This window comes from Burkholderia gladioli (assembly GCF_000959725.1).
Taxonomy (GTDB): Bacteria; Pseudomonadota; Gammaproteobacteria; order Burkholderiales; family Burkholderiaceae; genus Burkholderia; species Burkholderia gladioli.
Genome location: NZ_CP009322.1, coordinates 1,179,006 through 1,205,748, shown reverse-complemented (window position 1 = coordinate 1,205,748; position 26,743 = coordinate 1,179,006). Strand labels below are relative to the sequence as shown.

General features: G+C 64.8%; 20 protein-coding genes. 10 read left to right on the top strand and 10 right to left on the bottom strand.

What is annotated here, in order from left to right; all coding sequences use genetic code 11:
- Nucleotides 1-208: 208 nt before the first annotated feature.
- Nucleotides 209-1,000, top strand: a complete 792-nt coding sequence (locus BM43_RS05940; RefSeq protein WP_036056443.1) for a ProQ/FinO family protein — start codon at nucleotides 209-211, stop codon at nucleotides 998-1,000.
- Nucleotides 1,001-1,139: 139 nt separating this feature from the next.
- Here BM43_RS05940 and poxB read toward each other — a convergent pair whose 3' ends face one another.
- The 6 genes from poxB to BM43_RS05910 form a co-directional block, all read right to left on the bottom strand.
- Nucleotides 1,140-2,861, bottom strand: a complete 1,722-nt coding sequence (gene poxB, locus BM43_RS05935) for a ubiquinone-dependent pyruvate dehydrogenase (protein ID WP_036056445.1) — start codon at nucleotides 2,859-2,861, stop codon at nucleotides 1,140-1,142.
- A gap of 205 nt (nucleotides 2,862-3,066) precedes the next feature.
- Nucleotides 3,067-4,341, bottom strand: a complete 1,275-nt coding sequence (locus BM43_RS05930; RefSeq protein WP_221174652.1) for an SEL1-like repeat protein — start codon at nucleotides 4,339-4,341, stop codon at nucleotides 3,067-3,069.
- A 300-nt stretch (nucleotides 4,342-4,641) separates the two neighbouring features.
- Nucleotides 4,642-5,976 (bottom strand): type VI immunity family protein, encoded by a 1,335-nt coding sequence (locus BM43_RS38500; protein ID WP_080741937.1) that lies wholly within the window; start codon nucleotides 5,974-5,976, stop codon nucleotides 4,642-4,644.
- Nucleotides 5,977-6,006: 30 nt separating this feature from the next.
- Complete coding sequence (locus BM43_RS05920) at nucleotides 6,007-7,272, bottom strand: VRR-NUC domain-containing protein (protein ID WP_230676435.1); 1,266 nt, start codon at nucleotides 7,270-7,272, stop codon at nucleotides 6,007-6,009.
- 22 nt (nucleotides 7,273-7,294) lie between these two features.
- Nucleotides 7,295-10,054 (bottom strand): type VI secretion system Vgr family protein, encoded by a 2,760-nt coding sequence (locus BM43_RS05915; RefSeq protein WP_036056453.1) that lies wholly within the window; start codon nucleotides 10,052-10,054, stop codon nucleotides 7,295-7,297.
- Between the two features lie 214 nt (nucleotides 10,055-10,268).
- On the bottom strand, nucleotides 10,269-11,291 hold the full coding sequence (locus BM43_RS05910; RefSeq protein ID WP_025102204.1) for a VTT domain-containing protein: 1,023 nt from the start codon (nucleotides 11,289-11,291) through the stop codon (nucleotides 10,269-10,271).
- A 608-nt stretch (nucleotides 11,292-11,899) separates the two neighbouring features.
- Here BM43_RS05910 and BM43_RS05905 point away from each other — a divergent pair.
- On the top strand, nucleotides 11,900-14,125 hold the full coding sequence (locus tag BM43_RS05905) for a PAS domain S-box protein (protein WP_036057303.1): 2,226 nt from the start codon (nucleotides 11,900-11,902) through the stop codon (nucleotides 14,123-14,125).
- Nucleotides 14,122-14,766 (top strand): response regulator, encoded by a 645-nt coding sequence (locus BM43_RS05900; protein WP_013690177.1) that lies wholly within the window; start codon nucleotides 14,122-14,124, stop codon nucleotides 14,764-14,766. Before BM43_RS05905 ends, BM43_RS05900 begins: the two co-directional genes overlap by 4 nt.
- A 126-nt stretch (nucleotides 14,767-14,892) precedes the next feature.
- On the opposite strand, the gene BM43_RS05895 is transcribed toward BM43_RS05900, so the two are convergent.
- Nucleotides 14,893-15,168, bottom strand: coding sequence for a DUF1488 family protein (locus BM43_RS05895; RefSeq protein WP_036032971.1), 276 nt, complete (start codon nucleotides 15,166-15,168; stop codon nucleotides 14,893-14,895).
- 622 nt (nucleotides 15,169-15,790) lie between these two features.
- Between BM43_RS05895 and BM43_RS05890 the strand changes: the two genes are divergently transcribed.
- Complete coding sequence (locus BM43_RS05890) at nucleotides 15,791-16,453, top strand: HAD family hydrolase (protein ID WP_036056455.1); 663 nt, start codon at nucleotides 15,791-15,793, stop codon at nucleotides 16,451-16,453.
- Between the two features lie 159 nt (nucleotides 16,454-16,612).
- On the opposite strand, the gene BM43_RS05885 is transcribed toward BM43_RS05890, so the two are convergent.
- The 3 genes from BM43_RS05885 to BM43_RS05875 all read right to left on the bottom strand — a co-directional run bounded on the left by BM43_RS05885 (nucleotide 16,613) and on the right by BM43_RS05875 (nucleotide 19,830).
- Nucleotides 16,613-17,011: a DUF488 domain-containing protein gene (locus tag BM43_RS05885; protein WP_036056457.1), complete on the bottom strand. Its 399-nt coding sequence runs from the start codon at nucleotides 17,009-17,011 to the stop codon at nucleotides 16,613-16,615.
- Nucleotides 17,012-17,188: 177 nt separating this feature from the next.
- A complete protein-coding gene (locus tag BM43_RS05880) occupies nucleotides 17,189-18,391 on the bottom strand; it encodes an amino acid aminotransferase (protein WP_025100534.1) in 1,203 nt (400 codons plus the stop codon).
- A 47-nt stretch (nucleotides 18,392-18,438) separates the two neighbouring features.
- Nucleotides 18,439-19,830 (bottom strand): amino acid permease, encoded by a 1,392-nt coding sequence (locus BM43_RS05875; protein WP_036056459.1) that lies wholly within the window; start codon nucleotides 19,828-19,830, stop codon nucleotides 18,439-18,441.
- Between the two features lie 303 nt (nucleotides 19,831-20,133).
- Here BM43_RS05875 and BM43_RS05870 point away from each other — a divergent pair, with 303 nt between their 5' ends.
- The 6 genes from BM43_RS05870 (at nucleotide 20,134) to BM43_RS05845 (ending at nucleotide 26,708) form a co-directional block, all read left to right on the top strand.
- On the top strand, nucleotides 20,134-20,625 hold the full coding sequence (locus tag BM43_RS05870) for an Lrp/AsnC family transcriptional regulator (RefSeq protein WP_013690171.1): 492 nt from the start codon (nucleotides 20,134-20,136) through the stop codon (nucleotides 20,623-20,625).
- Between the two features lie 596 nt (nucleotides 20,626-21,221).
- A complete protein-coding gene (locus BM43_RS05865; RefSeq protein ID WP_036056461.1) occupies nucleotides 21,222-22,925 on the top strand; it encodes a phospholipase C in 1,704 nt (567 codons plus the stop codon).
- 105 nt (nucleotides 22,926-23,030) lie between these two features.
- Entirely contained in the window at nucleotides 23,031-24,458 is a 1,428-nt protein-coding gene (locus BM43_RS05860) for a cytochrome-c peroxidase (protein WP_036056462.1), read from the top strand.
- A 343-nt stretch (nucleotides 24,459-24,801) separates the two neighbouring features.
- A complete protein-coding gene (locus BM43_RS05855; protein WP_036056465.1) occupies nucleotides 24,802-25,479 on the top strand; it encodes a GNAT family N-acetyltransferase in 678 nt (225 codons plus the stop codon).
- 192 nt (nucleotides 25,480-25,671) lie between these two features.
- Nucleotides 25,672-26,025 carry a DUF6916 family protein gene (locus BM43_RS05850; RefSeq protein WP_036056467.1) on the top strand — a complete coding sequence of 118 codons (354 nt, stop codon included), beginning with the start codon at nucleotides 25,672-25,674 and terminating at the stop codon, nucleotides 26,023-26,025.
- A gap of 68 nt (nucleotides 26,026-26,093) precedes the next feature.
- Nucleotides 26,094-26,708, top strand: coding sequence for a phage tail protein (locus BM43_RS05845; RefSeq protein ID WP_036056469.1), 615 nt, complete (start codon nucleotides 26,094-26,096; stop codon nucleotides 26,706-26,708).
- Nucleotides 26,709-26,743 lie beyond the last annotated feature (35 nt).

Here is a 26,743-nt window from a genome sequence, read left to right as displayed (position 1 = left end):
ATCGCGCCTCTTGCACCGGGTTGGCGCGATGGATCCGGTTTGATCCGACGATTGCGCGCCGCGGGTCGACACTTTTGCCCCTGCCGCGCGACGAAACGTCGAGGCACTGTCGCGCCGACGCCCGCCCGGCAAAGAACTTTCAGTCGATCGGGACGAAACAGGGCGCCGGGCTGCTACAATCGCCGTCCAACCTGAATGATCGTGCGAAATGGGTTTCGAACAACTCGCAGAATTGAAGAAGCAGCTCGCCAAACAGCGAGCCGACGCCAAGCCGCAAGGCAAGTCCTCCACCCAAGCTCCCGCCAAGTCGTCCGGCAAGCCGGCGCACAAGCCGGGCGGGCGGCCTGCCGCTGCCGGCGGCAAGCCGTCGTCGGGCAAGCCCGCGCACGCGCAGACGCGCCGGCCGGCACCCGCCGCCGACGCGAAGCCGGTCAACCCGACCGTGCTGGCCATCGGCAAGCTGCAGCGCCGCTTTCCCGCCGCCTTCCCCAAGAGTCCCGCGCCGAAGCTGCCGCTCAAGATCGGCATCTTCAAGGACCTGGTCGCGCATACCGCCGAGCTCGGCCTGGACGAAGCACAACTGCGCGACGCCATCAAGGAATGGTGCCGCGGCAGCCGCTACTGGGCCTGCCTGGTCGACGGCGCGAAGCGGGTCGACCTGAACGGTGCCGAAGCCGGTGACGTGACGGCCCAGCAGGCCGCCGGCGCCGTGCGCCTGGACCAGGCACGACGCTCGCGCGCGGCTGCGAAGGCCAAGGCCGGCGACGCCGCCAAGCGCGGCGAAGCGGGCAAGGACGGCGAGGCAGCCAAGGACGCAGCGGCCCGCGACGAAGCCGGCGCGGCTCAAGCCGTGACGGCGCAGGATCAGGCCGGCACGCCGGCCTTGGTCGAGACGTCTGCGGCAGCGGATGAGGCCGAGACGGCAGCGCCGGCGGACATCGAGGCGGCGCCGGCAGCCCATGCCGGCGAGCCCGCGCCCGAAGCAACCGAACCGAAGTAAGGACGCTCGCCCTGCTGGTCTCTTCCGAGGCCAGCAGGAACGACAAGGCCCCGGCGCCGTTTCCGGCCGACCGGGGCCCTGCCCGAACGTCCCACGACGCGCCCACGGCGAAAGCCGTCGGCGCGTCGTCGTTTTCGCCTCAGCGGAACATGGTCGTCGCCAGCTCCACCACCTCGTTGCCCTTCGCGTTCAGCACGGCCTTCAGCATGTAGAGGCTGAAGCCCTTCGCCTGCGCCCATTCGATCTTCGGCGGCAGCGCGATCTCCTGGCGCGCGATGCGCACGTCCACCAGCACCGGATGCGGGCGCGAGAACGCATCCTTCAGCGCCGCCTCCAGTTCATCCGAACGCTCGACGCGAATCCCGTCGATGCCGGCGCCGCGCGCGATCGCCGCGTAGTCGGTATCGGCCAGCCGCGTATCGTCGTCGAGGTAACCGCCGGCCTTCATCTCCATCGATACGAAGCCCAGCGAGCTGTTGTTGAACACCACCAGCGTGAGCGGCAGCTTCAACTGGCGCGCCGTCAGCAGCTCGCCCATCAGCATCGACAGGCCGCCGTCGCCGCACAGCGCGACCACCTGGCGCCCCGGCAGCGCCGCCTGCGCGCCCAGCGCCTGCGGCAGCGCATTGGCCATCGAGCCGTGGTTGAAGGAGCCGAGCAGCCGGCGCTTGCCGTTCATCTTCAGGTAGCGCGCGGCCCATAGCGTAGGCGTGCCGACGTCGACGCTGAACACCGCGTCGTCGGCCGCCAGCTCGCTGACCAGCCGCGTCAGGTATTGAGGATGGATCGGCGCGTCGCCCGGCGAGGGCCGCGCGAGGCTGTCGAGCCCCTCGCGCGCGTCGGCATAGTGCTTGCGCGCGGCTTCCAGGAAGTGGCGCTCGGTCTTGCGCGCGAGACGCCCTTGCAGCGCGGCGAGCGTCGCCTTGACGTCGCCGACCAGGCCCAGGTCGACCGATACGCGCTTGCCGATCGCCGCGCCGTGATGGTCGATCTGCACCACCTTGGCGTCGGCCGGGTAGAAATTGCGATACGGGAAATCGGTGCCGAGCATCACCAGCGTGTCGCAGGACTTCAGCGCGTGGTAACCCGAGCTGAAGCCGATCAGGCCCGTCATGCCGACATCGAACGGGTTGTCCCATTCGACGTGCTCCTTGCCGCGCAGCGCGTGGACGATCGGCGCGCCGAGCGTGTCGGCCAGCGCCACCACCTCGTCGTGCGCGCCGGCGCAGCCGCTGCCGCACAACAGCGCGACGCGCTTCGAGCCGTCGAGCAGCGCCGCCAGCGCGTCGAGCTGGGCCGCCGGCGGCACGCCGGCCGTGACCTCGTAGCTGACCTGGCCCGGCGTCGCTTCGGGTACCGCCTCCAGCGCGATGTCGCCGGGCAGCACGATCACGGCCACGCCGCGTTCCTCGATCGCGGTGCGGATCGCCCGATCGAGCACGCGCGGGAACTGCTTCGGGTTGCTGACCAGCTCGACGAAGTGACTGCACTCGCGGAACAACTCCTGCGGATGCGTTTCCTGGAAGTAGCCGAGCCCGATCTCCGAGGACGGGATGTGCGCCGCGATCGCGAGCACCGGCACATGGTTGCGCTGGCAGTCGAACAGGCCGTTGATCAGGTGCAGGTTGCCCGGGCCGCAGCTGCCCGCGCAGACCGCGAGCTTGCCCGTCACCGCGGCTTCGGCGCCGGCCGCGAAGGCGGCGGTTTCCTCGTGGCGCGTATGCGACCAGTTGATCTTGCCGAGCCGGCGCAGGCTGTCGGACAGCCCGTTCAGGCTGTCGCCCGTGACGCCCCAGATTCGCTCGACGCCGGCCTGAGCCAGGGTGCTAGCGAGATAGTCCGCAATGGTCTTGCTTGCCATGAGTCCTCCACTACTTGGGTGAGATCGATGGCGCGCCGCCACGGGCCAGCGGCGCGCGCGAGGAGGATGCTGGGGGTTGTGCCCCGCGCATCCGGGTCGGAATCTGCGGGTGATTGTGCACGGTTGCGGGGAAATGCGCAGTGAGGGCGGGCTGCCATGATGGCGTCAGCGTCTGTCGGCCCCGTGCCAGCACCTTGTCGGACAATCAGGCCTGGTCGATATAGGCGACCAGTTCCCAGGCCACGTGCACGACTTGCTGGCGCGTACCCGTCATGCGATCCAGGAAGGCCGCCGCGCGCGGCTCATGGACGAGCAGCGAGGGCAAGGTATCGCCCTTGAGAAAACGCCGTTGCGCGTCCGCGGCCTGCCCTGCTTCGAGTCTCGCGTGCCACACGCCATCTTCGGGGCAGGTGTCGCCGGTATTCGCCAGCGTGCCCAGCGGGACGCGGCTGGCGGCGGTGGGCGATGCCGGCTCGTCGGCTTGCGAGGTCTTGCCCGACAGGCCGGCCAGCGGCAACCCGGTTGCAGGATCGAGTTGCCTGGCTTTCGCCATCCGGTCGATGGTCTCGTCGGATGGTTTTTGCGGCGGCACGGCCGCGTCCTGCTCCTTTTGCCACTGGAAACTGCCGTCCCACGGCGGAAGCTTCGCGGGCGGCAGCGGCACGATCTTGTCGAGATCGGGGACTTTGGGGTTGCGGCCGTCGTTGGCATTGACGAAATTCGCGATGAGTTCATAGCGCCGCGATCGCTCCGGATCGTTCGGAAGACCAAGGTAATAGAGCTCCTTGGAAGGCGGCGGTCCCTCGAAAGCATGGCTCAGATAGGAAATCGACGTGGAATCTCCAGCCGCCGCGCCAAGCTGAAATGCCGCTATTGCCTCGTGATAATTCTTGTCGGTTTGAAAATCAATCCCGAGCATGTTGGCCGCATCACCGTAGCCCTGAGCGCTGGCACATTGCCACATCTGCCGGGCTATCTCGGGAGCGGCCTCTTTGGGCAAAAGCTTCAGTGCCACGTAAGACTGCGCCTCGGGATTGCCGAGATCAGCCGCTTTCCGGAAGTAGCTCAAAGCAGCCTCAGGGTCCTGCTTCAATCCATAACCCGTTTCCAGGTAATGGCCAATGTCGTAATAACCGCTGGGGATGCCTTGCTTGATTAGTTGCATGGCGAGATCGACCGTCTCGGCAGGAGCATCTGGGGAATCCGCCAAGCCTTGCGAAAGAAGCGATTGCAGATTCTGGTTGGCCTTGTAGTGATCGTAGGCCGCCGCGATCCTGTAGTAGCGGGCGACCTGGTTGAAATCCTTGGCCCCCTCCCTTTTTTCCAAATAGCGCGCATAGCGAAACAGGCTGTCAGCCTGAGGGTCCAGCGGCGGCAAATGATCGGCCTGATGGGTGCAGGTAAAGGCGAGATTGACGCGAACGGCGCTCATGTCGGGTAATGAGGTCACCGGAGGTTCCTTTTTCGGGCAGGCCCCCATCAGAAGCGAAAGCACAATGACGATCCGGGCTCGCCGCCTAATAGCTCTCCTCTGCCTCCAACCACCGCGCGCCGAGTCGCGAGTAGCCATGTGGCGCAGTTTCATTTTCAGACCGCCCAGACTCATAGGTGGTATGTCGGTATCGGCCAAGTTAGTTTCCGCTAGGCGAACGTAGTCGAATCGAGTTCACAACCGCGTCGACGAGCCGGATCGCCTCATCATCAGTAAGGCGAGAACGTAGTCGATCTCCATGACAGTCCTTGAACATCCCTCTATCAAACCCGACGATCAAAGTCGGCTTCAACGGTTCTCGTCCGGCGACCAATGCCAACTTGTCGTGCCCCAAGAGCTTCCTTCAATCACCGGCATGATTTCGCCCGCTTCAAAGTAACGGCGACTTCCCGGTTTTGCCGGAGTAAGCCACCAGCCTGCTTCCGGACATGGACTGCCGCCTCGCACACTACGACGGGCAGGTTCACGCTTCATCGGTTGAGGAACGATGGTCGGCGGCTCGGGAATCGGCGGAGCGTCCGGCAAATCGAAACGAGCCGCCCAGGCGCGCGCATTCTTCACGTCGGCGCTCGGCAAGTCGGGGATGTAGGTATGCAGCGCGTCGGGTTTCGGATCACGCAGTACACGTAATACGCTGTTCACGAAGACATATGGCTCGGGTAAGCCTTCCTCGGGCGCGCCAAGGCGCGGGAAGTCTCCAGCGCGGATCATCAGGCAGGCATTGGCACGCTTGATATGGATGTCGGGGCGGTCGAGTTTCTCCCGGATCGCATCCTCTCCGCCCAGGCGATCGATGAATAGTTCACCGAGGATCGTGTACCAGTTCACGCCCTTGATGAAGCCCCAGCGCGCGACCTTGGCACCGGGATGCAGATCGGGATAAAAAGCCGTCATGGCCTCCGTTGAATCTCCTTCATACGAAACCGGGTCATAGTCCCGCTTCTGCAAATGCGCTGTACTGTCAATTTCCAATCCACTAAATCGCTCGGCGAGCACCCACTCTTGCGGCATATATCGGTGATAGCTGAATGGCAGAATCGGGGCAAGCCCTCCGTAGCCACCTCGGACCACAAGCTTATTGCACACCAGGTGCAAAAACTCTTCGTACTTCGACAGACCTGCGTCAGTGGTAATCAAGTCCATTGGAACGTTGAATTTCAGGTGCGACAATCCAGACTCCTGCCCCTTCGGTGCTGCCCATCCTCTCGGAGACACATAGTCTTTCGGATTCGCAATTCCAGTCAACACTTCAATATTATAATCGGCGGCCACATCCTGATCGACTGCACTTGAATGCAACACACTTACTGCCAGATTCGATGGTGTATCGATGATTGCGCGATGGATCTTCTCGACGCCTTTCACGTTACGCTTCGTGAATTTACCTCTATCGGAATCTTTTCCACCATTCAGTTTTTCGCCAAACATTTTATTGAATTGATCGAAGCAATCGAGAATTGCTTGACGCACCTGCGGTTGCGAACCTCGTTCAAAAAATATCGTGCCGATCACACCGGGCAGAATTCCCAACGTGTTGTCGGCGAGTCGCACACTCAAATCCTCTTTATAACGAGCGAGCGCTTGAAACGGAGTCAACGCTGGCTTGAGATCACTCAAAGTCATAATTTGCTAATTTATCGTTAACCAACTCACTCAACCAGCAGCCAGTGCTTCAACTGCACTTGCGCCTCCGAGCACCACGCCGAGTGTAGCAGCCAGCGCAGCAACGGCCTCCGCCCCAGCCGCAACGATGGCGCAAAGCGCTGCAAATATTGCAATCAGCTCTGGAAGGAGCAAAATCACAATAGCCACACCGGCGACCACGGCTATCGCTATGGCGACATCCTTCATCAGAGTTACCCCGACTTGCGCCCAGTCGATATGCGTGAGTACGTCCCATGTCATATCTGTCATTCGAACGATGGCGTCCCATCCCGCTTTAAGCTCGGCAGCTGTGTAACGGAATACCTCTTTTCCTGCTTCGTCAATCCATACCCATGCACTATGCGCGGTATCAGCCATCCATCGCCCAGCCGTAAACATCCAAGCCGCATGCTTATGCAGAAAGGTGTTCGTCTCAGCGGACAAATACGTATATCCGCGCTGAACGGCATCCCAAACTGGCGTCACGGCTGCTTCGACGTCTTCACCATATTCCTGCATTTTTTGCCACCAGTCTTCATACCAGACATGATGAGGGATGGCAGGCACAGTCCGAATAGGCACAGTCTGCCTCTGCTGCTCATTTTCCGTCTTCGGCGCTGGAACTGGAGCTGGAACCGGAATTTTTTGCAAATCCCCATTACAATCCGTCACATCAATCACTGTCATGCGATTCTTAAAATTCCCGGATATTATTTGATAAGCCTCTTCCTGCTCCCTACCCAAGGTATCTCCTGGAAACTTTACCTCGACAAGCCGTAATAAATTACTGGCATGGTGTCCGCCCTCACGATCAATGGTGCCGCGACCGGGCCAAAGAATAGCGGGATTTTCCACGATGATCACATCGGGACGCCGTAATTGACCGGGAGTCGCTCCCACTGGAAACGGGTTCAGGCTACGACGACGCTCTCCCCTTTGCGGCCTGTCAGTGCTTAAAAAAGGAATCGGTGCTTCTATCCCCCCGGAAAGAACGCTTGGTTCCATGTCAAAACTCACCTCCGCCTTGTATTGGAACAGCCAATTCCTCGCCTTTTCTTCGATTATCATCGGCCCGCTCATCGCAACCTGCATGAGCAAGCGGTAAATGATCGAACCATCGCGCAACCTGACCGGAATGTACTTCGCCGTCTTCAGCGCAACCTCGACCTTCTCCTGCAAATACCCCTTGGTTCCCGGCGGCAGCAACGCATATTCAGGCACCCGCTCCCTGATCGTCTCGCATGATCCTGCCGCTTGAAGTGATCCACCCATCATGTTCTCCGTAGCGTATCGGCACTCAGGTGCGCTCGTCGGGGTCGACCTTCAGGTAGTCGGCCCAGATATCCGGTTCCCCGCCGCCCGCGTATTTCCATGGCTGCATATCCTCCTTGTCCTGCTCGAACGCCTTGAGGCTCACGGGTTGCGCGGTCGGCGTATAAACCGGGATCGTTTCGCCAAGATCGTTCGTATGCCCGAGCAACGTTCGCCCCGACGGCAACTTCAGTTCATAGGCGTGCTGAACCAGCGGCGTACCATCCGCCTGGTTTTTCAGAATGTACTGGGCCTGATATGACGGCTTGAACTGCGGTAGCGCATAAGTCTCGCTGACCGGCCCGGAAAAGTTGAACGACGCGCCCTTGAAGTCGACCTTGCCAGGCGCGTGGATCTCGATGTTGCCGTCCTTGATGCGGATATAGGCACCGCCCGAGGTCAACAGCACATCCTGCTGCGCGGCAACCTGGATCGTTTCCGTGGCGGACACGAGCCGCACCGTCTTCTGTGCCGTGAGTTCGATATTGTCGTCGTGCGCCTGAACCTCGATCTTTCCCTTCGCGGCAAAAAGTTTCATTCCCGCGTTTTGCGCGAACAGGCTCAGTTTCTCGGCGATGCTCGCCAGCAACGATTTACCCGCCACGACATGCGTGCTCTGCCCGCTCACCAGATTGACATGATGGTCCACCGCGACGTGGATCGAATCTTGAGTGGAAAGCGCCACGCCGGCAGGCGCGGCGAAAAGCATGACGGGTTGCGCGAATACATTTGCGCTACCGGTTCCCCCTCCAGCCGTGTTGCCACCCTTGCCCGACGCGCCTGCCTGGCCGTGCCGCGTCGCGTCCGTAAAGGTCCTCAACGCCTCATACCCGTCGCTCAGACTCTCGGCCTGCGCCGTCTCGCTGGCCTGCGACAAGGCCTCCATCACGCTTTCCCCGCCGACCAGTTGATTGCTCGCCTCACCTGCATCGAGCGGTTGGCTGCCGGCCGGATGGGTCGATACATACAATCCATGCCCTGCACGCAACGCGCCATATGCGTCCGAACTCAGGTCAAACCCGCTGCCAAGGAAGTTGCCACGCGTATTGCCGGTGTGATCGATCAGGTACCCGAGATGGAGTTGCGCATTCGTGCTTGAACTATAGAGTTGCAGGCGGTTCTGGCCGGTCGAGTCGTCCATCACCATCTGGTTGAAGCCGCTACCGGAGAATTCCTTTGAACGGAAGCCGGAGAGCAGCCCATTCGAATGCCACTGCGGCGTCGCCGTGCCGTTGTATACGCGATACAGCGCGATCGGCCTGTCGATGTCGTTGCCGATATGGCCGATCAGCAATTCTTCGCCGGCACGCGGCATGTGGACACTGCCGTAACCATCGCCGGTATCGGATTGCGCCACACGAACCCAGCACGATGCGCGCTCGTCACCTTGGTTCAGCCGATCCCATACGAACAGCACCTTGATCCGGTTCAGCCCATCGGTATAGGCTTCCTGCCCGTCCGGGCCCGCCACGATGGCAGACTCCAGCCGGGCCTCGGGTTTCCGGTGCTCGAACGGACTGCGATATGGCACGCTCGTGCGCTGTGCTTCGACAGACACCCTGTAGAAACCGGTGGAGCCATCCGCATGCGTGACGTCGGACTGCTTGCCAGGATCGTCGGCGCGAGCTCGTGCAAGCTGATTGCCCAGGCTATGCGGGTAATGCGCTTCGTACCCCGCGAGCGGAAGATTGTTCTCGATGGTCCATGCGACCTCGATCGCGGCGAACTCACGCTGCTCGGCGGCATCGCCATCGTGCAAGGGATGATCCGCTATCGTGAAGCGTCGCCCCGCATCCATCGCTCGCAGACCGCCCTCGCCATGAAACCGCTTGGCCTGCGATTCCCATTCCTCCATGCGGATTTTCGACAGGTGGTCGCCACGCTCCTGTTCCGGATAGGTATAGGCGCCCGTGTATTCATAGACTTCTGACTGGGCCGGCAACGCGCCCTGATTCGCCATCGTCGGCGTCGACGTCGCTTTCGGATTGACCGGCGTTGGCGGATTCTTGTAGTCGAACGTGCGAGTCGACAACTGCGCGGATTGCAGCGTCCGCGTGCCCGACCACTGGGTCAGCGCATCGATTTCGCTGCCCACGCCGGCTCGATAGAAACTGACAACCTCGGGGGCGAGCGGCTCGAGCGTCTGAAGGCGGTCGGTAATCACCAGCGTGTGCGATTTGCCGTCGTTCGCCTGCTGCCACACGCCATACAACCCTTCCGCCTCGAGCAGTCGATGCACGAAGTTCCAGTCGGTTTCATCCTGCCGACAATACGAGCGTGTCGGCAACGGTTTCGACACGACAAAACGGAACATCCCGCGTGCCTGCGGATGTTCGTTGAATACGTCGGAGACGATCTCTTCGACGCTTTTATCCTGCCAGTGCTTTTGGTCGCGCCGGAACCTCAGGAAATACATCCATGAGGAAAACGCCAGTTGATAGCTCGTGAGACCGCCTTCACTTCCCAATCGGCGTGCCGTATGCACGTAGCCATGATGTGGCAGGTATGAGCCGTTCGCCTGCTGTATCCAGAGCGTGGCTGCCTGCGCAATGAGGGTCTTGAGTTGCACGTCGCTCGACGTGGATACACAGTCGAGCATGAACAGATAGTCGCGGCCGATGCGAGAACGGCCAATCACCCGATGCGGCAGCAGGACATTACTGCCGGCAGGCGTATCCAGTTTCAGAAGGCGGTCCTGCTGCGACAGCCCGCCCATGATGACCCCGACCACGCTCCGCGCGTCCATAGCGCCTCTCTCGTTCGTTATCCCGGCTAGTTGCGCGATTTTACGTATGACGAGAGCGTGGCTGCAATCCGACGAGTATCAGGAATTGCAAAAACGCAAATAATGAGATAAACCCCGCGATTGATGAGTCGCGGGGTTTATCTCATTCTGCTTTTGGCGGATTAATGGGATTGCGCTCCGGCATCGCCACGATAAACGTCCACGGCCGGCCCAATCACGTATCCGACAACCGCGCCCGAACCGTATATTCCCCATCCATCTCCAGCTCCGGCTTCACCGTATACCTCGACGCATCGAAATCCACCGGCAGCGCCTCGACCGGATAACCATGCTTCTCCCAGGCATCCAGCCCGCCCTTCAGCGCCCGCACATGGTGGATATTCTTGCGCTGCAGCTGCTGGATGATCTTCTTGGCCGTGGCCTCGTTAGGGCACACGCAATACACCACCAGCGGGCGCGTCATCAGCGCCGGATCGATTTGATCGGAGGAATCGAGATCGAGCGGATATGCGCCGGCGATCCGATACGCATCCTTCTGGCGGATCGCGCGCGGCCGCGCGTCGAAGATCAGCGGCGGATCGGAGGACTTCATCATCGCGTCGAGCTGGGCCGGCTCGATGCGCACCTTCGCCAGCCAGCGGCGGAACTGCAGGCGCCGCACCCAGCGGTACAGCAGGAAGGTGACGAAGATCGCCGCGAAGGCGTCGAAGATGGTGCCGCCGCTGCTGCGTACCCACAGCACGATGCGCACGATCTCATGGTCGAGCGCGGCGCCGCCGAGCAGCCAGACGGTGGCCCACAGCGTGGCGCCGGTCAGGTCCCAGAACAGGAAGACCGGCACCGCGATCGCCGTGGTGCCGAGCAGCGGTGCCGACATCAGGCCGAGCCCCGGCAGGAACTTGGCGATCACCAGGATCGGCGCGCCGTAGCGCTCGAACACCTTGCGCGCGATCCGCAGCGTGGTGTCGAGCGACAGCGAATAGCGCACCAGCCCATTCAGGAAACGCCGGCCGCGCAGGCGCCCCGCGCTGAACCACAGCGAATCGGCCAGCAAGGTGGCGCCGATTGCGGCCGCGAACATGCTCGCGTAGGAAGCCTGCCCCATCGCCGCCATCGTGCCGCCCAGGATCAGCATCGGCGCGGCCGGCACCGGCAGCCCGAGCTGCGTGACGAGCACGCTCAGGAACACGGCCCAGGGGCCGAGCGACGAGGGGATTGCTACGGGAAAGTGCCACACGGCGCCGCTCCTGATTCTTCAGATCGAGCCGGGCTGCGCGGCCTGGAACCGACCAGCGTCGAGCGCGCCGGTTGCGGCATCCGGCCGCATGACCGGGATGGCCGCATTTTAGACGGTTTCGGTTACAGCACGCAGGCAACGCATCATTGCGCAAAGCGATCCAGGTGGCGCGAGCCCCGCCGGAAGCGGCTCGCGGCCGGACGCAAGCCCCTCGGGCGGAATCGATGCGGTGCACTAAATGCACGGACGTGCCCAAACGACCCCATCGGCATTGGGGCCAAGCGGCACACCGCGTCGCGTGCCCGCCCCCAGGATTGCCCGGATCAGGGCCCGGAGGGATGCGTCGCCACGCAGACGGCCATCACGATCGCCTGCATCGATACAGCCAGACGCAGCGCCGCCTCGCGCGCGCGATACGACGGCGAGCATCGTTGCGATTTAACAAACTGTGCTCGATTGCCTCTTGCCATTAGCCAAAAATAGGTAAACCGATCACAATTTCACATTGAAAAGAACGAACGCTCGTTACCGCGGCGAGCCGGCCGATGGACGCGCGCCGCAGTGGGCGCGCGGATACGGCTCGCGGCGCGGCTCACACCTATAACGTCATGACCGATAGCGGCTCTTCCCGCCCTTCTTCCGGCCCGTCCGGCGCCCGCCCGCGCTCGCGCCTGGCCGTCGAGCTGTCCCGCCCGGCCAGCGTGGGCTTTGGCGCCTTCGTGGTGGGCGCGGCACTGGCCGCCGGGCTGGCCTGGTTCGTCGGCCAGTCCTGGCAGGACGCCGTCGGCGCGCGCTTCGCGCGGCGCGCCGGCAATGTCACCGCCAACCTGCATCGCGAGCTGCTGGCCAGCGGCGCGATGCTGAACGGCGCACGCGGCCTGCTGCAGCTCACGCCCGGCATCGCGCCGGACGCCTGGCGCGCCTACGTCGCCAGCCTCGATCTCGCCAACGCCCGCGCGCCGCTGCGCGGGCTCGGCTATGCGCGGCTCGATGCGTCCCCGGCCCGGCAGGGGCCGGCTTCCGCGATCGTGGCGCCCCCGGCCCAGGGCCCGGCAGCCATCCTTCCCGGCTCGGCCGCCGATACGGCGCGGGCGCCGTCGATGCTCGGCGCGCCGGCATCCTCGGCCGCTGCCGTCAAGCCGCCGTCCCCGGCCGCGGCTACCATCGCCCTGTTCGCCCCGATCGCCTACGGCGAGACGCCCGACCTGCCCGCCGACGATGCCGACGCGCTGCGCCGCGCCGCCGACAGCGGCCAGGTCGCGCTGGCCGTGCATGCCCCCGCCGACAACGCGAATGCCGCGCCGGCCGCGCTGACGCTCTACCTGCCGGTCTACACCGATCCGGAGCCGCTCGACCTGGAGGCGCGGCGACGCTCGCTGGCCGGCTTCCTGTTCGCGCCGCTGGACACCACGCGGCTGTTCGAGCTGGCCACCGCCGACGATCGCAACCTCGGTCTACAGGCCTATGCCGAGCCGGGCGACGCTTCGCTCTACAACACCGACATGCCGGCCGACGAAACGCCGATCGCGCACCGCCGCTACCGCCGCAGCGAGGCGCTCGGCTTCGGCGGCAACACGCTGAGGCTCGCCTACACCACCTTCGACACCACCGCCGGCGCGCGCACGCTGGCCTCGCTGGTACTGGCCGCCGGCCTGGTGGCCTCGCTCTCGCTGGCGGCCGCGGTGGCCGGCTGGGCCCGCGCGCGGGCCGCGGTGCGCGCGGCGCCCAGCGGCAGCCGGCTCAACGAGGCGCGCATGATGGGCATCATCCGCTCCTCGATGGAGGCGATCATCACGGTCGACGAGGAGCAGCGCGTGGTGATCTTCAATCCGATGGCGGAAAAGGTGTTCGGCGTGTCGGCGATGGACGCCATCGGCGCGCCGCTCACGCGCTTCATCCCGCCGCGCTTTCGCCACGCGCACAGCGAGCACATCAACCGTTTCGGCGTGACCGGCCAGTCCGAGCGGCACCTGGGCAGCCAGCGCCTGCTCTACGGGCTGCGCGCCAACGGCGACGAATTCCCGATCGAGGCCTCGATCTCGCAGATCCACGACGGCGCCGGCAAGCTCTACACGGTGATGATGCGCGACGTGACCGAGCGCCTGCAGGCCGAGAACGCGCTGAAGGCCTCGCGCGAGGAGCTGCGCGAGCTGTCGGCGAACCTGCAGCGCGTGCGCGAGGAGGAAAAGACCCGCATCGCTCGCGAACTGCACGACGACCTCGGCCAGCAGCTCACCGCGCTGAAGATGGACCTCTCGGCGGTCGAGCACCGGCTGCTGCGCAACAAGGCCGACGAGGTGCACGAGAGCGTGACCGAGCCGCTGCGCGAGATGCGCCGCCTGATCGACGCGACGGTCGCCTCGGTGCGGCGCATCGCGGCCGACCTGCGCCCGGTGATGCTCGACGACCTCGGCCTGGTGCCGGCCATCGAATGGCTGGTGAACGATTTCACCAACCGCTACGGGATCGAGGTGGAGCGCCGCATCGAGCCCGGCGAGGTGCAGTTCTCGAACGCCAGCGCCACCGCGCTGTTCCGCATCGTGCAGGAGGCGCTGACCAATGTCGCGCGCCACGCCGACGCCTCGCGCGTCGAGCTGACCCTGAGCGTGGACGAGCGCCAGTGCGTGCTGCGCATCGTCGACGACGGCGTCGGCGCGCCCCAGGCCGACGGCCATCGCACGCCCGACGACAAGTCCTTCGGCCTGCTCGGGATTCGCGAGCGCGCGCACATGCTGGGCGGCGCGGTGCGCATCGAGACCGCGCGCGACCGTGGCTACGCGATCACCATCACGATCCCCCTTCCCTCGATTCAACAGGACCCGAACTCGCCATGATCAATGTGCTGATTGCCGACGATCACGCCCTCGTGCGCGACGGCTTGCGCCATATCCTCAAGGACGCCACCGGCTTCGAGGTGGCGGGCGAGGCGCACGACAGCGCCTCGACCATCGCGCTGATCCGCTCGACGCCGGCCAACGTGCTGGTGCTGGACCTGTCGATGCCGGGCCGCAACGGCGTCGAGCTGATCAAGCAGATCAAGGACGAGAAACCGACCCTGCGGATCCTGGTGCTGACCATGCACGCCGAGCAGCAATACGCGCTGCGCGCGTTCCGCGCCGGCGCCTCGGGCTACCTGACCAAGGAGAGCGCGAGCGCCGAGCTGGTGGGCGCGGTCGGCAAGGTGGCCTCGGGCGGCGTGTACGTGAGCCTGTCGATGGCCGAGCGCTTCGCGCAGAGTCTCAACGAGCCGGCCGATACGCTGCCGCACCAGCGACTCTCGGATCGCGAATTCGACGTGTTCCGGCGCATCGCCACCGGCCAGACGCTGACCGAGATCGCCAACGCGCTATGCGTGAGCGCGAAGACGGTCAGCACCTACAAGACGCGGATCCTGGAGAAGATGCAGATGCCGCACGAGGCGGCGCTGGTGCGTTATGCGTTGCGGCATCGCCTGGTCGACGATCCGGACGATTGAGCGCCGGGCGGAAAAGACAATGCCGGACGATGGTCCGGCATCGAATTAGGGGGAGCCGGCCCGAAGGCCGGCGGTTGGCAACTGGCGACTGGCAGCCGCCGTGTTCGCAGCCTCGGTCGAAAAACCTCAGCCGCAGAAACGGAAAAAACCGCTGGTGAGCTTGATCGGCTTGCCGCCCGCCGATTCGATCATGCGCCGCGCGGCTTCCTCGATCTCGTCGCGATGCGCGGCGAAGGCGTGGCGCAGATCACCCTCGCCGCACGAAGCCGCGCCGTAATGGCTTTCGAGCGCCTCGGCGCTGATCTCGCAACGCAGGCGCGTGGCGTCGACCAGCACCGGGAATGCGATGGCCGGATCGGCCGGGGTGAATTGCGGGGGATCCTGTGGAAACGAGATTTGCATGACGTCCTCCTGTTCGGGCGGTGCGAATGCACCCGACTATTCAAGATAGTCGGCGAAACGGCGCCGTGCTTGCGCGCGATCAAGCGAGGCGCACGCCATGCGCTGACGTCGGGTGCGGAACAGGTGGGGTCGCAATCCGCATGCCACGCTTTCGATCGAACAAGGACGGGAAACGCTCGGTCGGAATCTGTATTTATTGCAAGCGGATATTCCGCCGGAGGATTGCTGCCAGGATGCGCAGCGGCTTCACGCCAAAACGCTTTACCGGCAGATCGAGGAGCGCGTCGCCGCCTCATCCGTCGCATTTCCGGCATTTGATCGCTCCCGCGGACACTGAGATTTATATCAGGTTGTCGATGCAAAATATTCTGATAACTTTGCGCCCCACGCGGCGGCGGCAACGAAACCCCAAAGATGCCGCCCGATTCTCGTTAATTGCCATTCGTGTCGGAGACATCGATGGCCCCGATGAATATCGGCATCATCGATCTCGCGCGCTGGCGCCCACCTCCCACTGCGCCATGGTGGCGTGCCCGCTCATGATGCCGCCGTTCCTGCCCGGGCTTCGCGAGACCCGATCCGGCGCCGCCCATTCCCCTGCCCCCGAAGGAGTGTCCACGAAGTGAGCGACATCACGTTCCTGTTCGATCTCGACGGCACGCTCGTCGATACCGACGCGCTGCACCTGAACGCCTACAACACGCTGCTCGCGCGCTGGCAGCGCGCGATCGATCTCGACTACTACAAGACCCACGTGATGGGTTTTCCCGACGACATGATCTTCGGCGGGCTGTTTCCCGGCATGCCGGCCGCCGAGTTCACCGAACTGGCCGCCGAGAAGGAGCGACTGTTTCGCGCCCAGCTCGGCGCGCGTCTCACGCCGACGGCCGGCACCGAGGCGCTGCTGGAGCGCATCGCGCGCGCCGGCCTGCGCAGCGCCGTCGTCACCAACGCGCCGCGCGAGAACGCGCGCATGATGCTGGAGGCACTCGGGCTCGGGACACGCTTCGAGACGCTCGTTATCGGCGGCGAACTCGCGCACGGCAAACCGCATCCGCTGCCCTACCTCACCGCGCTCGAATCGATCGGCGGCGACGCGGCGCACGCGGTGGCCTTCGAGGATTCGGCCTCGGGCGTGCGCTCGGCCAGTTCCGCCGGCATCCACACCTTCGGCATGCGCACCGCGCTCGACGACGCGCAACTGTGCGAGGCCGGCGCTCACGAAACGATCCGCGATTTCACGGACCCGCGACTGGAAGCCTGGCTCGCGCGCGCGGGCATCTGAGGCGAGCCACGAGCACCCGCCTGGCATGCCGGGCCGGGGCCGCCGCTTTCGACAGCCCGCGCAAGCGAGCTCGGCCGGCTTCGATTGGAGGCCCTGGCTAGCCGGCTGGCCGGGCTGCCGCCGTCGGCTGTCCGCGCGTCGCGAACAAGCTGGCCGGCATCAACTGCCCGCAGGCAGCACCGCCGCGCCGCGCGACTCCAGCAGGCCGCGCAGCACGCCGCGATGGCAATGCGCCTCGTCCTCGCAATAACAACCGATCGAGAAATCGCTGCCATGCGACAGCGCGGCCAGCAGGTCCAGCACCTTGCCCGCCTCGCCCTTGGCCATCTCGGCGCGAAAGGCACGCTGGAAGGCACGCCACTGCGCATCGGTCTGTGCCGCGTGCGCGGCCTTGACCAATGGCTCGCTCGGCGCGAGCACCGGCAGCCAGACGTCGTAATAATCTCGCGTCGCGAATTCGCTCCTGGGCACGCCACGCGGCGGCCGCCGCACCGCGCCGATCCGCACGCCCTCGTCGGGCGCGCGCGGCGAACCGAGCCGAACCACGCGAATACTCATCCTTGCCTCCCTTGCGTCGAGCGGATCCGGATCGACGATACGCCGATCGACACGGATGCGCCTATCGACCCGCCATCAAACGAAAACGGGGCCGCGGCGCGCCGCCGCCAGAAGGCAACGACGAACCACGGCCCCGCCAGGCTGCCAGGCGCGCCCACGATAACGGGCGCGCGAGACTCAGACCCCGCTGGCAATCACCTCGCCGATCGCGTCGGCGACGATGCCGACGTTCGACTCGTTCAGGCCCGCCACGCACATGCGGCCCGAGCGCAGGATGTAAACGCCGTACTTCTCGCGCAGCACGTCGACCTGGGTTTCGGTCAGGCCGCTGTAGGTAAACATGCCGCGCTGCTTGATGTAGCGCGACAGCGCCTCGCCCTTCACGTGCGCCTTCAGCCCGTCGTGGATCGCGGCGCGCATCTTGGCGATGCGGCGGCACATCACGGCCAGCTCCTCTTCCCATTGCGCGCGCAGCTCGGCCGAGCCGAGCACGGCGGTGACCAGCTTCGCGCCCTGGGTGGGCGGGTTGCTGTAGATCGCGCGCACGTTGCTGGCCAGTTGGCCCAGCACGCGGCCGGCGGTGGCGGCGTCCTCGCAGATCACCGACAGGCTGCCGCAACGCTCGCCGTAGATCGAGAAGTTCTTCGAGAACGAGGTGGCGATCAGCGCCGGGATGCCGCGACGGGCGATCTCGCGCACCGCGAAGGCATCGGCGTCGAGGCCGGCGCCGAAACCCTGGTAGGCCATGTCGACGAAGGGCAGCAGCTCGCGCGCCTGCAGCACGTCGATCACCTTGAGCCATTGCGCGTCGTCCAGGTCCACGCCGGTCGGGTTGTGGCAGCAGGCGTGCAGCAGCACGGCACTGCGCGGCGGCAGCGCATCGAGCGCGGCCAGCATCGCGTCGAAACGCAGCCCGCCGGTGGCGTCGTCGTAATACGGGTAGGTCTCGACCTTCAGGCCCGAGCGCTCGAACACGAAGCGGTGGTTCTCCCAGCTCGGGTCGCTCACCCAGATCGGCGTATCCGGGAAATAGCGCTTGATGAAATCGGCGCCCACCTTCAGCGCGCCCGAACCGCCCACCGTCTGCACCGTGGCGATGCGGCCCGCGTCGCGCACCGCGCAGTCCTTGCCGAACACCAGCGTCTGCACGCCTTCGCGGTAGGCCTCGATGCCGGCCATCGGCAGGTAGGGCTTCGGACCGATCGCGGCGGCGAGGCGGTTCTCGGCCTCGCGCACCGCGCCCATCACCGGAATGCGACCCTGTTCATCGAAATAGATGCCGATGCTCAGGTTGACTTTCCGCTCGCGCGGATCTTTCTGGAAATTCTCGTTCAGCGAGAGAATCGGGTCGCCCGGGAAGGCATCGATGTGTTCGAACATGGCAAGTCCTGGTCAATCGGGAGGAAACGGATGCGCCCTGGTGCGCTTCAATGTGCCGACACGCCGCCGGGCGTGGCACCGTTGGCGGGGCGTGACCGCAAACGATACCCGATTCCGAGCACGATCAGCCACACCGGAATCAGATAGACGGACAGGCGCAGCTCGGGCGTCAGGTACATCACCACCAGGATCGCGGCCAGGAAGACCAGGCTCAGGTAGTTGGTGAGCGGATATCCGAGGCTGCGGAACTGCGTGGGCTGGCCCGCCGCGCGCTTGGCGGCGCGAAAGCGCAGGTGGATGTAGCTGATCATCCCCCAGTTGATGATCAGCGCCGACACCACCAGCCCCATCAGGAAGCCGAAGGCCTTGCCCTGCATCAGGTAGTTGAGCAGCACGCAGATGCCGGTGGCGACCGCCGACACGGCCAGCGCGGCCACCGGGATGCCGCGGCGGTTGACCTTGAGCAGCGCGCGCGGCGCGTTGCCCTGCTTGGCCAGGCCGAACAGCATGCGGCTGTTGCAATAGACGCCGCTGTTGTAGACCGACAGCGCGGCCGTCAGCACCACCACGTTGAGCACGGTCGCCACCAGGTCGCTGCCGAGCGCGTGGAAGATCAGCACGAAGGGGCTGCCGCCGGTGACCACCTTCTGCCACGGATAGAGCGAGAGCAGCACGCCGAGCGCGCCGATGTAGAAAATCAGGATCCGATAGATCACCTGGTTGGTCGCGCGCGGGATGCTGCGCGAGGGATCGTCGGCCTCGGCGGCGGTGATGCCCACCAGCTCGAGCCCGCCAAACGAGAACATGATCACCGCCATCGACATCGTCAGGCCGCTCACGCCGTTCGGGAAGAAACCGCCCTCGCGCCACAGGTTGGCCACGCTCGCCTGCGGCCCGGCGTGCCCCGACAGCAGCAGCCAGCCGCCGAACACGATCATGCCGACCACCGCCGCCACCTTGATGATGGCGAACCAGAACTCGGTCTCGCCGTAGGACTTCACGCTGACGAAGTTGAGCAGGTTGATCACCACGTAGAACACCAGCGCCGAGACCCAGGTCGGCACGCCCGGCCACCAGTACTGGACGTAGAGGCCGACCGCCGACAGCTCGGCCATGCTGACCAGGATATAGAGCACCCAGTAGTTCCAGCCCGACAGGAAGCCGGTGAAGTGCCCGCAGTATTTGTCGGCGAAGTAGCTGAAGGAGCCGGCCACGGGCTCGTCCACCACCATCTCGCCGAGCTGCCGCATGATGAAGAAGGCCACGATGCCGGCGATCGCGTAACCGAGCAGCACCGACGGCCCGGCCGCCTGGATGGTCTGCGCGATGCCCAGGAACAGGCCCGTGCCGATCGCGCCGCCCAGCGCGATCAACTGGATGTGGCGGTTCTTGAGCCCTCGCTTCAGACCACCGTTCTCGTTCTGTGTGTGTTCAACCATATCGTCTCCGTACGATCCGCCCTGGCCAGGCGGCACGTGTCGTCCCCCATGCAGGCGCCGGCTGGCGAACGCCCCGGACCACCCGGGGCGCGCTGGCTGCGCGCCGAAAATCCGCAATTGTAACGGTTTGCGGTCGTCCATCCTCGCGGCGGCCGCCGCCGGTTCGCCCGGCCACGGCATCACGCACGAAAATCGTGCACGCAGTGTAGCCGCAGCGCGATGAAATGGGGTTGTGCCGGAAACCCGTATTTACCCTTTTTGGCGAGATAGGATTTCGCGAATCGCGGTAATCAGGAAACCAACATGCATGAACCCTCATCCGAGGCCGGCGGGCGCCTCGACCGTCTCGACCGGGAATTGCTGCGCGTGCTCCAGCAGCAGGGGCGGATCTCGAACCTCGAGCTGGCCAGGGCGGTCGGGCTGTCGGCGGCCCAGACCCTGCGCCGCCATCGCCGCCTCGAGGAGATCGGCGCGGTGCGCCGCTACGAATCGCGGCTCGACGCGGCGATGCTCGGCTTCGGCGTGACCGCCTTCGTCCAGGTGAAGATGGAGCGCGGCCATATCCGCGACCTGGCGACCTTCCAGAAGCTGGTGGCCGAGCATACGCAGATCCAGGAGTGCTTCTCGGTGACGGGCGATATCGACTACGTGCTGAAGGTGGTGGCGCGCGACCTCAAGGGGCTGTCGAACTTCCTGCTCGACACGCTGATGCGGATTCCCGGCGTGAGCGGCGTGCAATCGAGCGTCTGCCTCGACGAAATCAAGTGCACCAGTGCGCTGCCGCTCGAGTCCTGAGATCGCGTCGGATTGCTTTCACCGAACTTTTTTCATTCTTTCGATTGATTGTCGGCACGCGGCATTGCCCTGCGCGCCGCCGGCATGAAGCCGATTGCCGTTTTTTTCACGAGGCCGACATCGCGCCGTCACATCGGAGCCGCGCCGGATCTGGCCCCGCCCGGTTCGGGCCGAGGCGGCCGAGGCATCGATCCATGCGATCCACGCGCGCTGCCGCCGCGAAATGAAATGCTTCGTTTATGAAAAAAGAATAACAACGAAAGCGTTTCTTCCCACGATCGTCATCCGTTCATCACGCCTGCGTCATCGATCGAATTCGGCTCGGGCCGACCACGCGCGGCCTCGCAAACGATGTCGCCCGCCCCCGCCTTCACCTCTCTTTCCCCTCCGAATCCGTCGTAATGATCGAGTCACACGCGCGTAACGATCGCGAAAGTAACTCTTCCCGCCAGCTTCATACCGACCTGATTCAATGCACGCACTTCGCAGCGGGACCATCCCCTGCGTAGACCCCGCCCGCTACCAACAATGGTCCGCGCCGTCCGCACGGGGGTGTCCGCAACACACAGACGGCCTTTCCAATGGAGTCTCACACAATGCTTCGTCGAACCCTGATCGCCACTGCCTGTGCCGCGTCCGCGCTGGCGCTGTACGCCTGTGGCGGCTCCGACAGTTCCACGCCGCCCTCGACGACCACCACGCCGCCGGCCAGCACGGTGTCGTCGCAGGACGCCCTGCAGACCGCGACGCCGATCAAGCACCTGGTGGTGATCTACGGCGAGAACGTGTCGTTCGACCATTACTTCGGTTCCTACCCGAACGCGACCAACCCGGCGGGCGAACCGGCCTTCACGCCGGCCGCGGGCACGCCGGGCATCAACGGCCTGACCGGCGCGCTGCTGACGGCCAACGGCAACTTCACGAACACCCAGAACGGCACGAATGCCGCGAACCCGTTCCGCCTCGACCGCACGCAAGCCGCCTCGGCCGACCAGAACCACGCCTACACGGCGGAGCAGCAGGCCTACGACAACGGCGCGGCCGACCTGTTCCCGCTCTTCACCGGCACGGCAAGCGCCGGCGGCGCCGGCGCCTTCGGCACGAAGGGCCAGGTGATGGGCTTCTTCGACGGCAACACCGTCACGGCGCTCTGGAACTACGCGCAGCACTTCTCGATGAACGACAACGCGTACACGGACACCTATGGTCCGTCGACGCCGGGCGCGCTGGAAGTGGTATCGGGCAATACCAACGGCATGCAGATCGTCAAGACCTCGAAGCAGGTCTCGACGCTGGCCGCCAGCTCGTACTTCATCAATGACGGCCAGAGCGGCTACACGATGATCAACGACGTCGACCCGGGCTACGACGTCTGCTCAAGCAAGACCGACCAGGCAATGATGCAGGGCAGGAACATCGGCGACCTGCTGAACGCGCAGAACATCACCTGGGGCGGCTTCATGGGCGGCTTCAACCTGTCGACCACCAACGGCAACGGCACCACGGGCTGCGCGCGCAGCACGATCGCCACCGCCGTGAATGCCGCGACGGCCGACTACATCCCGCACCACAACTGGTTCCAGTACTTCGCCTCGACCTCGAACCCGCAACACACGCGCCCGAGCTCGATCGCGGCGATCGGCTCCAGCGTCGAAGCCGACGGCAAGACGCCCGAGCCGGCGAACCACCAGTACGACTCGGACGACTTCTTCGCGGCGGTCAAGGCCGGCAACTATCCGTCGGTCAGCTTCCTGAAGGCACCGGCCGCGCAGGACGCGCACGCCGGCTACTCCGATCCGCTCGACGAGCAGCAGTTCGTGACCAAGGTGGTCAACTTCCTGATGCAGCAGCCTGACTGGAAGAACACCGCCGTGATCGTCACCTACGACGACTCGGACGGCTGGTACGACCACGCCTACACGGCACCGACGCACGGCTCGTTCGACGCGGTCGACCAGGTCAACGGCAACGGCTTGTGCGGCACCTCGGGTTCGCAGCCGAACGGCGTGACGGGCAAGCCGGTCAACGGCCGCTGCGGTCCGGGCACTCGCATCCCGTTCCTGGTGATCTCGCCGTGGGCCAAGACGAACTTCGTCAGCCACACGCAGATCACGCAGGCTTCGGTGGTTCGTTTCATCGAGGACAACTGGCTGGGCGGCGCACGCCTGGGCGGCGGTTCGTTCGACGCGTCGGCGGGCAGCATCACCGACATGCTGAACACGACGGGCTCGGCCAATACCACGGCCCTGTTCCTCGATCCGACGCTCGGCACGCAAGTCGCCACGGCTCCGTCGAACTGATCGCGATCTGATCGACGAACCGAAACAAGCGGCCGGCGCGCAAGCGCCGGCCTTTTGCCTGTGCGGTGGCCCTCGCGGCCCCCTGGAAGAATCGACCACACCAGCATGAACGAGCTTTCCGCCACGCCCGCCGTCCCTCCCTCCCCCCCGGCACCGCGCCGTCGCGCGCTGCGCGGTTTCGCGTACACCGTGCTCGGTGCGGCGCTCGCCGCCGCGATCGGCTATGCCGGCTACGCGGTCGCGTTCCCGGCCGACGTGCCCGAGGCCGTCGGCGAGATCGTCGAGAACCTGACCGGCGCGAATCCGCACCCGGTGGTGCTGCAACGCCCCGCGGTGCAGCCGCTGTCGGCGGTCGCCCTGCTCGGCAAGTCGCTGTTCAACGATCCGATGCTCTCGGCGTCCGGCAAGCTCTCGTGCGCCTCCTGCCATAGCGCCTCGCATGCCTATGGCCCGCCGAACGACCTGGACGTGCAGCTCGGTGGCCAGAACATGAAGCTCGAGGGCTATCGCCCGCCGCCCTCGCTGATGTACCTGTACCGCCAACCGAACTTCAGCATCGGCCCCGATGCCGGCGAGAACGACGCGGCGCCCACCGTGCAGCAGCTCGCCAGCCAGAACGCCGGCGTGGTGAAGGCCCAGAAGACCGCCGGCGTCTCGGCCGCGCCGCAGATGGTGCCGCAAGGCGGCCTGTTCTGGGACGGCCGCGCCGACACGCTGCAGCAGCAGGCCTTCGGCCCGCTGCTCAATCCGGTGGAAATGGCCAATACCAACGGCGCCGACGTCGCCAAACGCGTCGAGAACAGCCGCTACGCGGGCCCGCTCAAGCAGTTGTTCGGCGCCAACCTGTTCAACGATCCGCAACTGGCGATCTCGGAGGTGATGTTCGCGATCGCGCGCTACCAGATCGAGGATCAATCCTTCCACCCCTACAACAGCAAATACGACCGCTGGCTGGAGGGCAAGGCCCATCTCACGCATGCCGAGCTGCACGGGCTGCGCCTGTTCAACGACCCGGACAAGGCGAACTGCGCCGGCTGCCACCTCTCGAAGCCGAGCCAGGATGGCCTGCCGCCGATGTTCACCGACTACCAGTACGAGGCGCTGGCGGTGCCGCGCAACACCGCGCTGGCCCAGAACAAGGACCCGGCCTTCTACGATATCGGCGTGTGCGGCCCGTTCCGCAGCGACCTGAAGGACCAGTCGCAATACTGCTCGATGTTCCTCACGCCGACGCTGCGCAACTCGGCCACGCGCCACGTGTTCTTCCACAACGGCATCTATCACGACCTGCAGCACGTGATGGATTTCTACAACGAGCGCAATACCAACCCGGGCAAGTTCTACCCGCGCGGCGCCGACGGCAAGGTCCACAAATACGACGACATCCCGGCCAGGTACCTGGCCAACGTCGACGTGACCGACGCGCCGTTCGACCGCAAGTTCGGCGACCAGCCGGCCATGACGCAGGACGACATCAAGGACATCATCGCCTTCCTGCAGACGCTCGACGACGACCCGCTGCCGAGCCACTGAGCCCCGCCCTCGCCTGCACCGGCCGGCGCTCCAGCCCGGCCGCGACGCCCCGGATTTTCCGGGGCGTTTTTTTGATCCCGGCGATAGCGGTTGCCATGAAGATCCGGTATTGCAAAATATCCACGCCTTTCAATTTCATTTCAAATTCGCCACACATTTTAACAATTCCTCAGTGTGTAATTCCCCGCGCAATCGATCAAAAAAATTTAGATACTCGCCGCGCAAACGTATTCGGGCAATTACTGAATAAGGGGGAATTGAAATTCTGTTGCTGCTGGTCTGACATTTGGTTAGGATCTCGATTGTTAATTTTGTAGTCTGATTTTTCGACACTTCCTGCTCCATGGCACTCGAATCGGCGCATACCTCGACAAGCTGTACCGCGTCAATTCACGCGAATGCGGAATTGACCGTGCAGGCATCGACCGCCGAGGACCAGGCTTTCCTGCATGCCGTGTTCGTGACCACGCGCCGCGAGGAATTCATGCGGACCGGCTGGCCGAGCGAGCGCGTCGAGGCCTTCCTGCACGAGCAATCGCGGATGCAGGACCGCTACTACCGCCAGCATTACGGGCAGGGTCGGTTCGACGTGGTGCGCCTGGACGGCGAACCGATCGGGCGGCTTTACCACGCCTGGCGCCCCGAACAGCTCGGCGAGGAGGCGCGGGTGATCGACATCGCCCTGCTGCCGGCCTGGCGCGGCCGCGGTATCGGCACCCGCCTGATGCAGGCGGTGGTGGCCGAGGCCGACCACCAGGGCCTGCCCGTCAGCCTGCAGGTGGAAGTCGACAATCCGGTGCAGGCTTTATATAGGCGGCTGGGTTTTTCGAAAATCGGAAACAGCGGCATTTATGACACGATGCGCCGCGAATGCGGCGCCGGCGATTTGCCCGCTTCGGCGGCCGCGACGCGGCCTCTGCCACTCAATATATTAAGTGCGCGATTTTCGACTTCAGGAAATCCGGAGCCTGCCGTTAACAGCGAAAGCGGAAGCAGCCGGGAAAGCTCGCACTCCGTATAACTACCTATTTAATATATCCCGCATACGATCGTTTGAAATCGTGAAGCGGAAAATTCAAGGAAGCCGGGCGCGGAGCGTGGAAGCTTTTACCGCAGCCCGGAATGCAGGACGGCCAACAGGGATCGCTGGTTCGCACAACCCGGGGGGGTGGGGCGGCCGGCGGGCGTATGGACCAAACGCCTAGGAAACAACGTGTCAGTTCTACCCACTCACGACGAGCTCGTGCAATTGCTCGGACAGGTATTGACCATCGAGACGGCCGACGAAGCCGCGCTGCCGCTGACCCAGACGCGCCTGACGGACGCGCCGGCCGGCCTGCCGATGGACAGCAGCTACGACTGCTACCTGGCGCACTTCGAACTGCCGGCCAACGTTCGGTTGCCGCAGGACACCTACCGCTTTCGCGTCGCGGACGGCCGCCACTGGCTGCTGTTCGTCTCGCCGACTCGGCCGCTGCCGAGCGGCGCGGGCATGGTCTGCGCCGTCATCCACCGCAAGAAATCCGACGACCAGGCCGCCACCGGCCTGGCGACGCCCCATGCCTGACGCCGACGAGCCGCCATCGGCATCCGCAGCGCATCCGTTTCCCCACTCGATCTCCCTCAGGAGTCAACATGTCCGATCAGTACCTTGGTGAAATCCGCATGGTCGCCTTCGACTTCGCGCCCTATGGCTGGGCGCTGTGCGGAGGCCAGTTGCTGCCGATCTCGCAAAACAACGCGCTGTTCGCCTTGCTCGGCACCAACTACGGCGGCACCGGCGTGAGCACCTTCGGCCTGCCGAACCTGCAGGGCCGCTCGCCGGTCGGCGTCGGCACCGGGGCGGGCCTCGCGCCGATCGTGCTCGGCGAGACCGGTGGCGCCGAGCAGATCACGCTGACCAGCTCCCAAATGCCGATGCATACGCACGCGGCAGTCGTGACGGGCGGCGGCGGCACCAGCACGGTGTCGATCTCGATCCCGGCCACCACCACCACCACGAGTCCGCAGTCGGTGCCGGGCAGCAACATGGTGCTCGGCCCGGGCGCATCGAGCGGCCACACGGCCACGGTGTACAGCACCGCCACGCCAAACACGAACCTGCTGCCGTTCAACGCCAGCGTGACCACCGCCCCCCCCAGCATCACGAATTCGGTGGCCGGCGGCAGCCTGCCGTTCGACATTCGCAATCCCTACATCGGCCTGACGTTCATCATCGCGCTGCAAGGGGTTTACCCGACGCGGGGCTAAGCGCGGCAGCTTCAAACATCGCCCGGCGCGGATCG

Excerpts from the sequence above, each read along its gene's own strand:
- BM43_RS05860 (WP_036056462.1), top strand. The coding sequence starts at position 23,031 with ATGAACGAGCTTTCCGCCACGCCCGCCGTCCCTCCCTCCCCCCCGGCA.
- BM43_RS05880 (WP_025100534.1), bottom strand. The coding sequence starts at position 18,391 with ATGTTCGAACACATCGATGCCTTCCCGGGCGACCCGATTCTCTCGCTG.
- poxB (WP_036056445.1), bottom strand. The coding sequence starts at position 2,861 with ATGGCAAGCAAGACCATTGCGGACTATCTCGCTAGCACCCTGGCTCAG.
- BM43_RS05865 (WP_036056461.1), top strand. The coding sequence starts at position 21,222 with ATGCTTCGTCGAACCCTGATCGCCACTGCCTGTGCCGCGTCCGCGCTG.
- BM43_RS05885 (WP_036056457.1), bottom strand. The coding sequence starts at position 17,011 with ATGAGTATTCGCGTGGTTCGGCTCGGTTCGCCGCGCGCGCCCGACGAG.
- BM43_RS05930 (WP_221174652.1), bottom strand. The coding sequence starts at position 4,341 with ATGGGGGCCTGCCCGAAAAAGGAACCTCCGGTGACCTCATTACCCGAC.
- BM43_RS05900 (WP_013690177.1), top strand. The coding sequence starts at position 14,122 with ATGATCAATGTGCTGATTGCCGACGATCACGCCCTCGTGCGCGACGGC.
- BM43_RS05905 (WP_036057303.1), top strand. The coding sequence starts at position 11,900 with ATGACCGATAGCGGCTCTTCCCGCCCTTCTTCCGGCCCGTCCGGCGCC.
- BM43_RS05895 (WP_036032971.1), bottom strand. The coding sequence starts at position 15,168 with ATGCAAATCTCGTTTCCACAGGATCCCCCGCAATTCACCCCGGCCGAT.
- BM43_RS05875 (WP_036056459.1), bottom strand. The coding sequence starts at position 19,830 with ATGGTTGAACACACACAGAACGAGAACGGTGGTCTGAAGCGAGGGCTC.
- BM43_RS05870 (WP_013690171.1), top strand. The coding sequence starts at position 20,134 with ATGCATGAACCCTCATCCGAGGCCGGCGGGCGCCTCGACCGTCTCGAC.
- BM43_RS38500 (WP_080741937.1), bottom strand. The coding sequence starts at position 5,976 with ATGACTTTGAGTGATCTCAAGCCAGCGTTGACTCCGTTTCAAGCGCTC.
- BM43_RS05915 (WP_036056453.1), bottom strand. The coding sequence starts at position 10,054 with ATGGACGCGCGGAGCGTGGTCGGGGTCATCATGGGCGGGCTGTCGCAG.
- BM43_RS05940 (WP_036056443.1), top strand. The coding sequence starts at position 209 with ATGGGTTTCGAACAACTCGCAGAATTGAAGAAGCAGCTCGCCAAACAG.
- BM43_RS05845 (WP_036056469.1), top strand. The coding sequence starts at position 26,094 with ATGTCCGATCAGTACCTTGGTGAAATCCGCATGGTCGCCTTCGACTTC.
- BM43_RS05920 (WP_230676435.1), bottom strand. The coding sequence starts at position 7,272 with ATGATGGGTGGATCACTTCAAGCGGCAGGATCATGCGAGACGATCAGG.
- BM43_RS05855 (WP_036056465.1), top strand. The coding sequence starts at position 24,802 with ATGGCACTCGAATCGGCGCATACCTCGACAAGCTGTACCGCGTCAATT.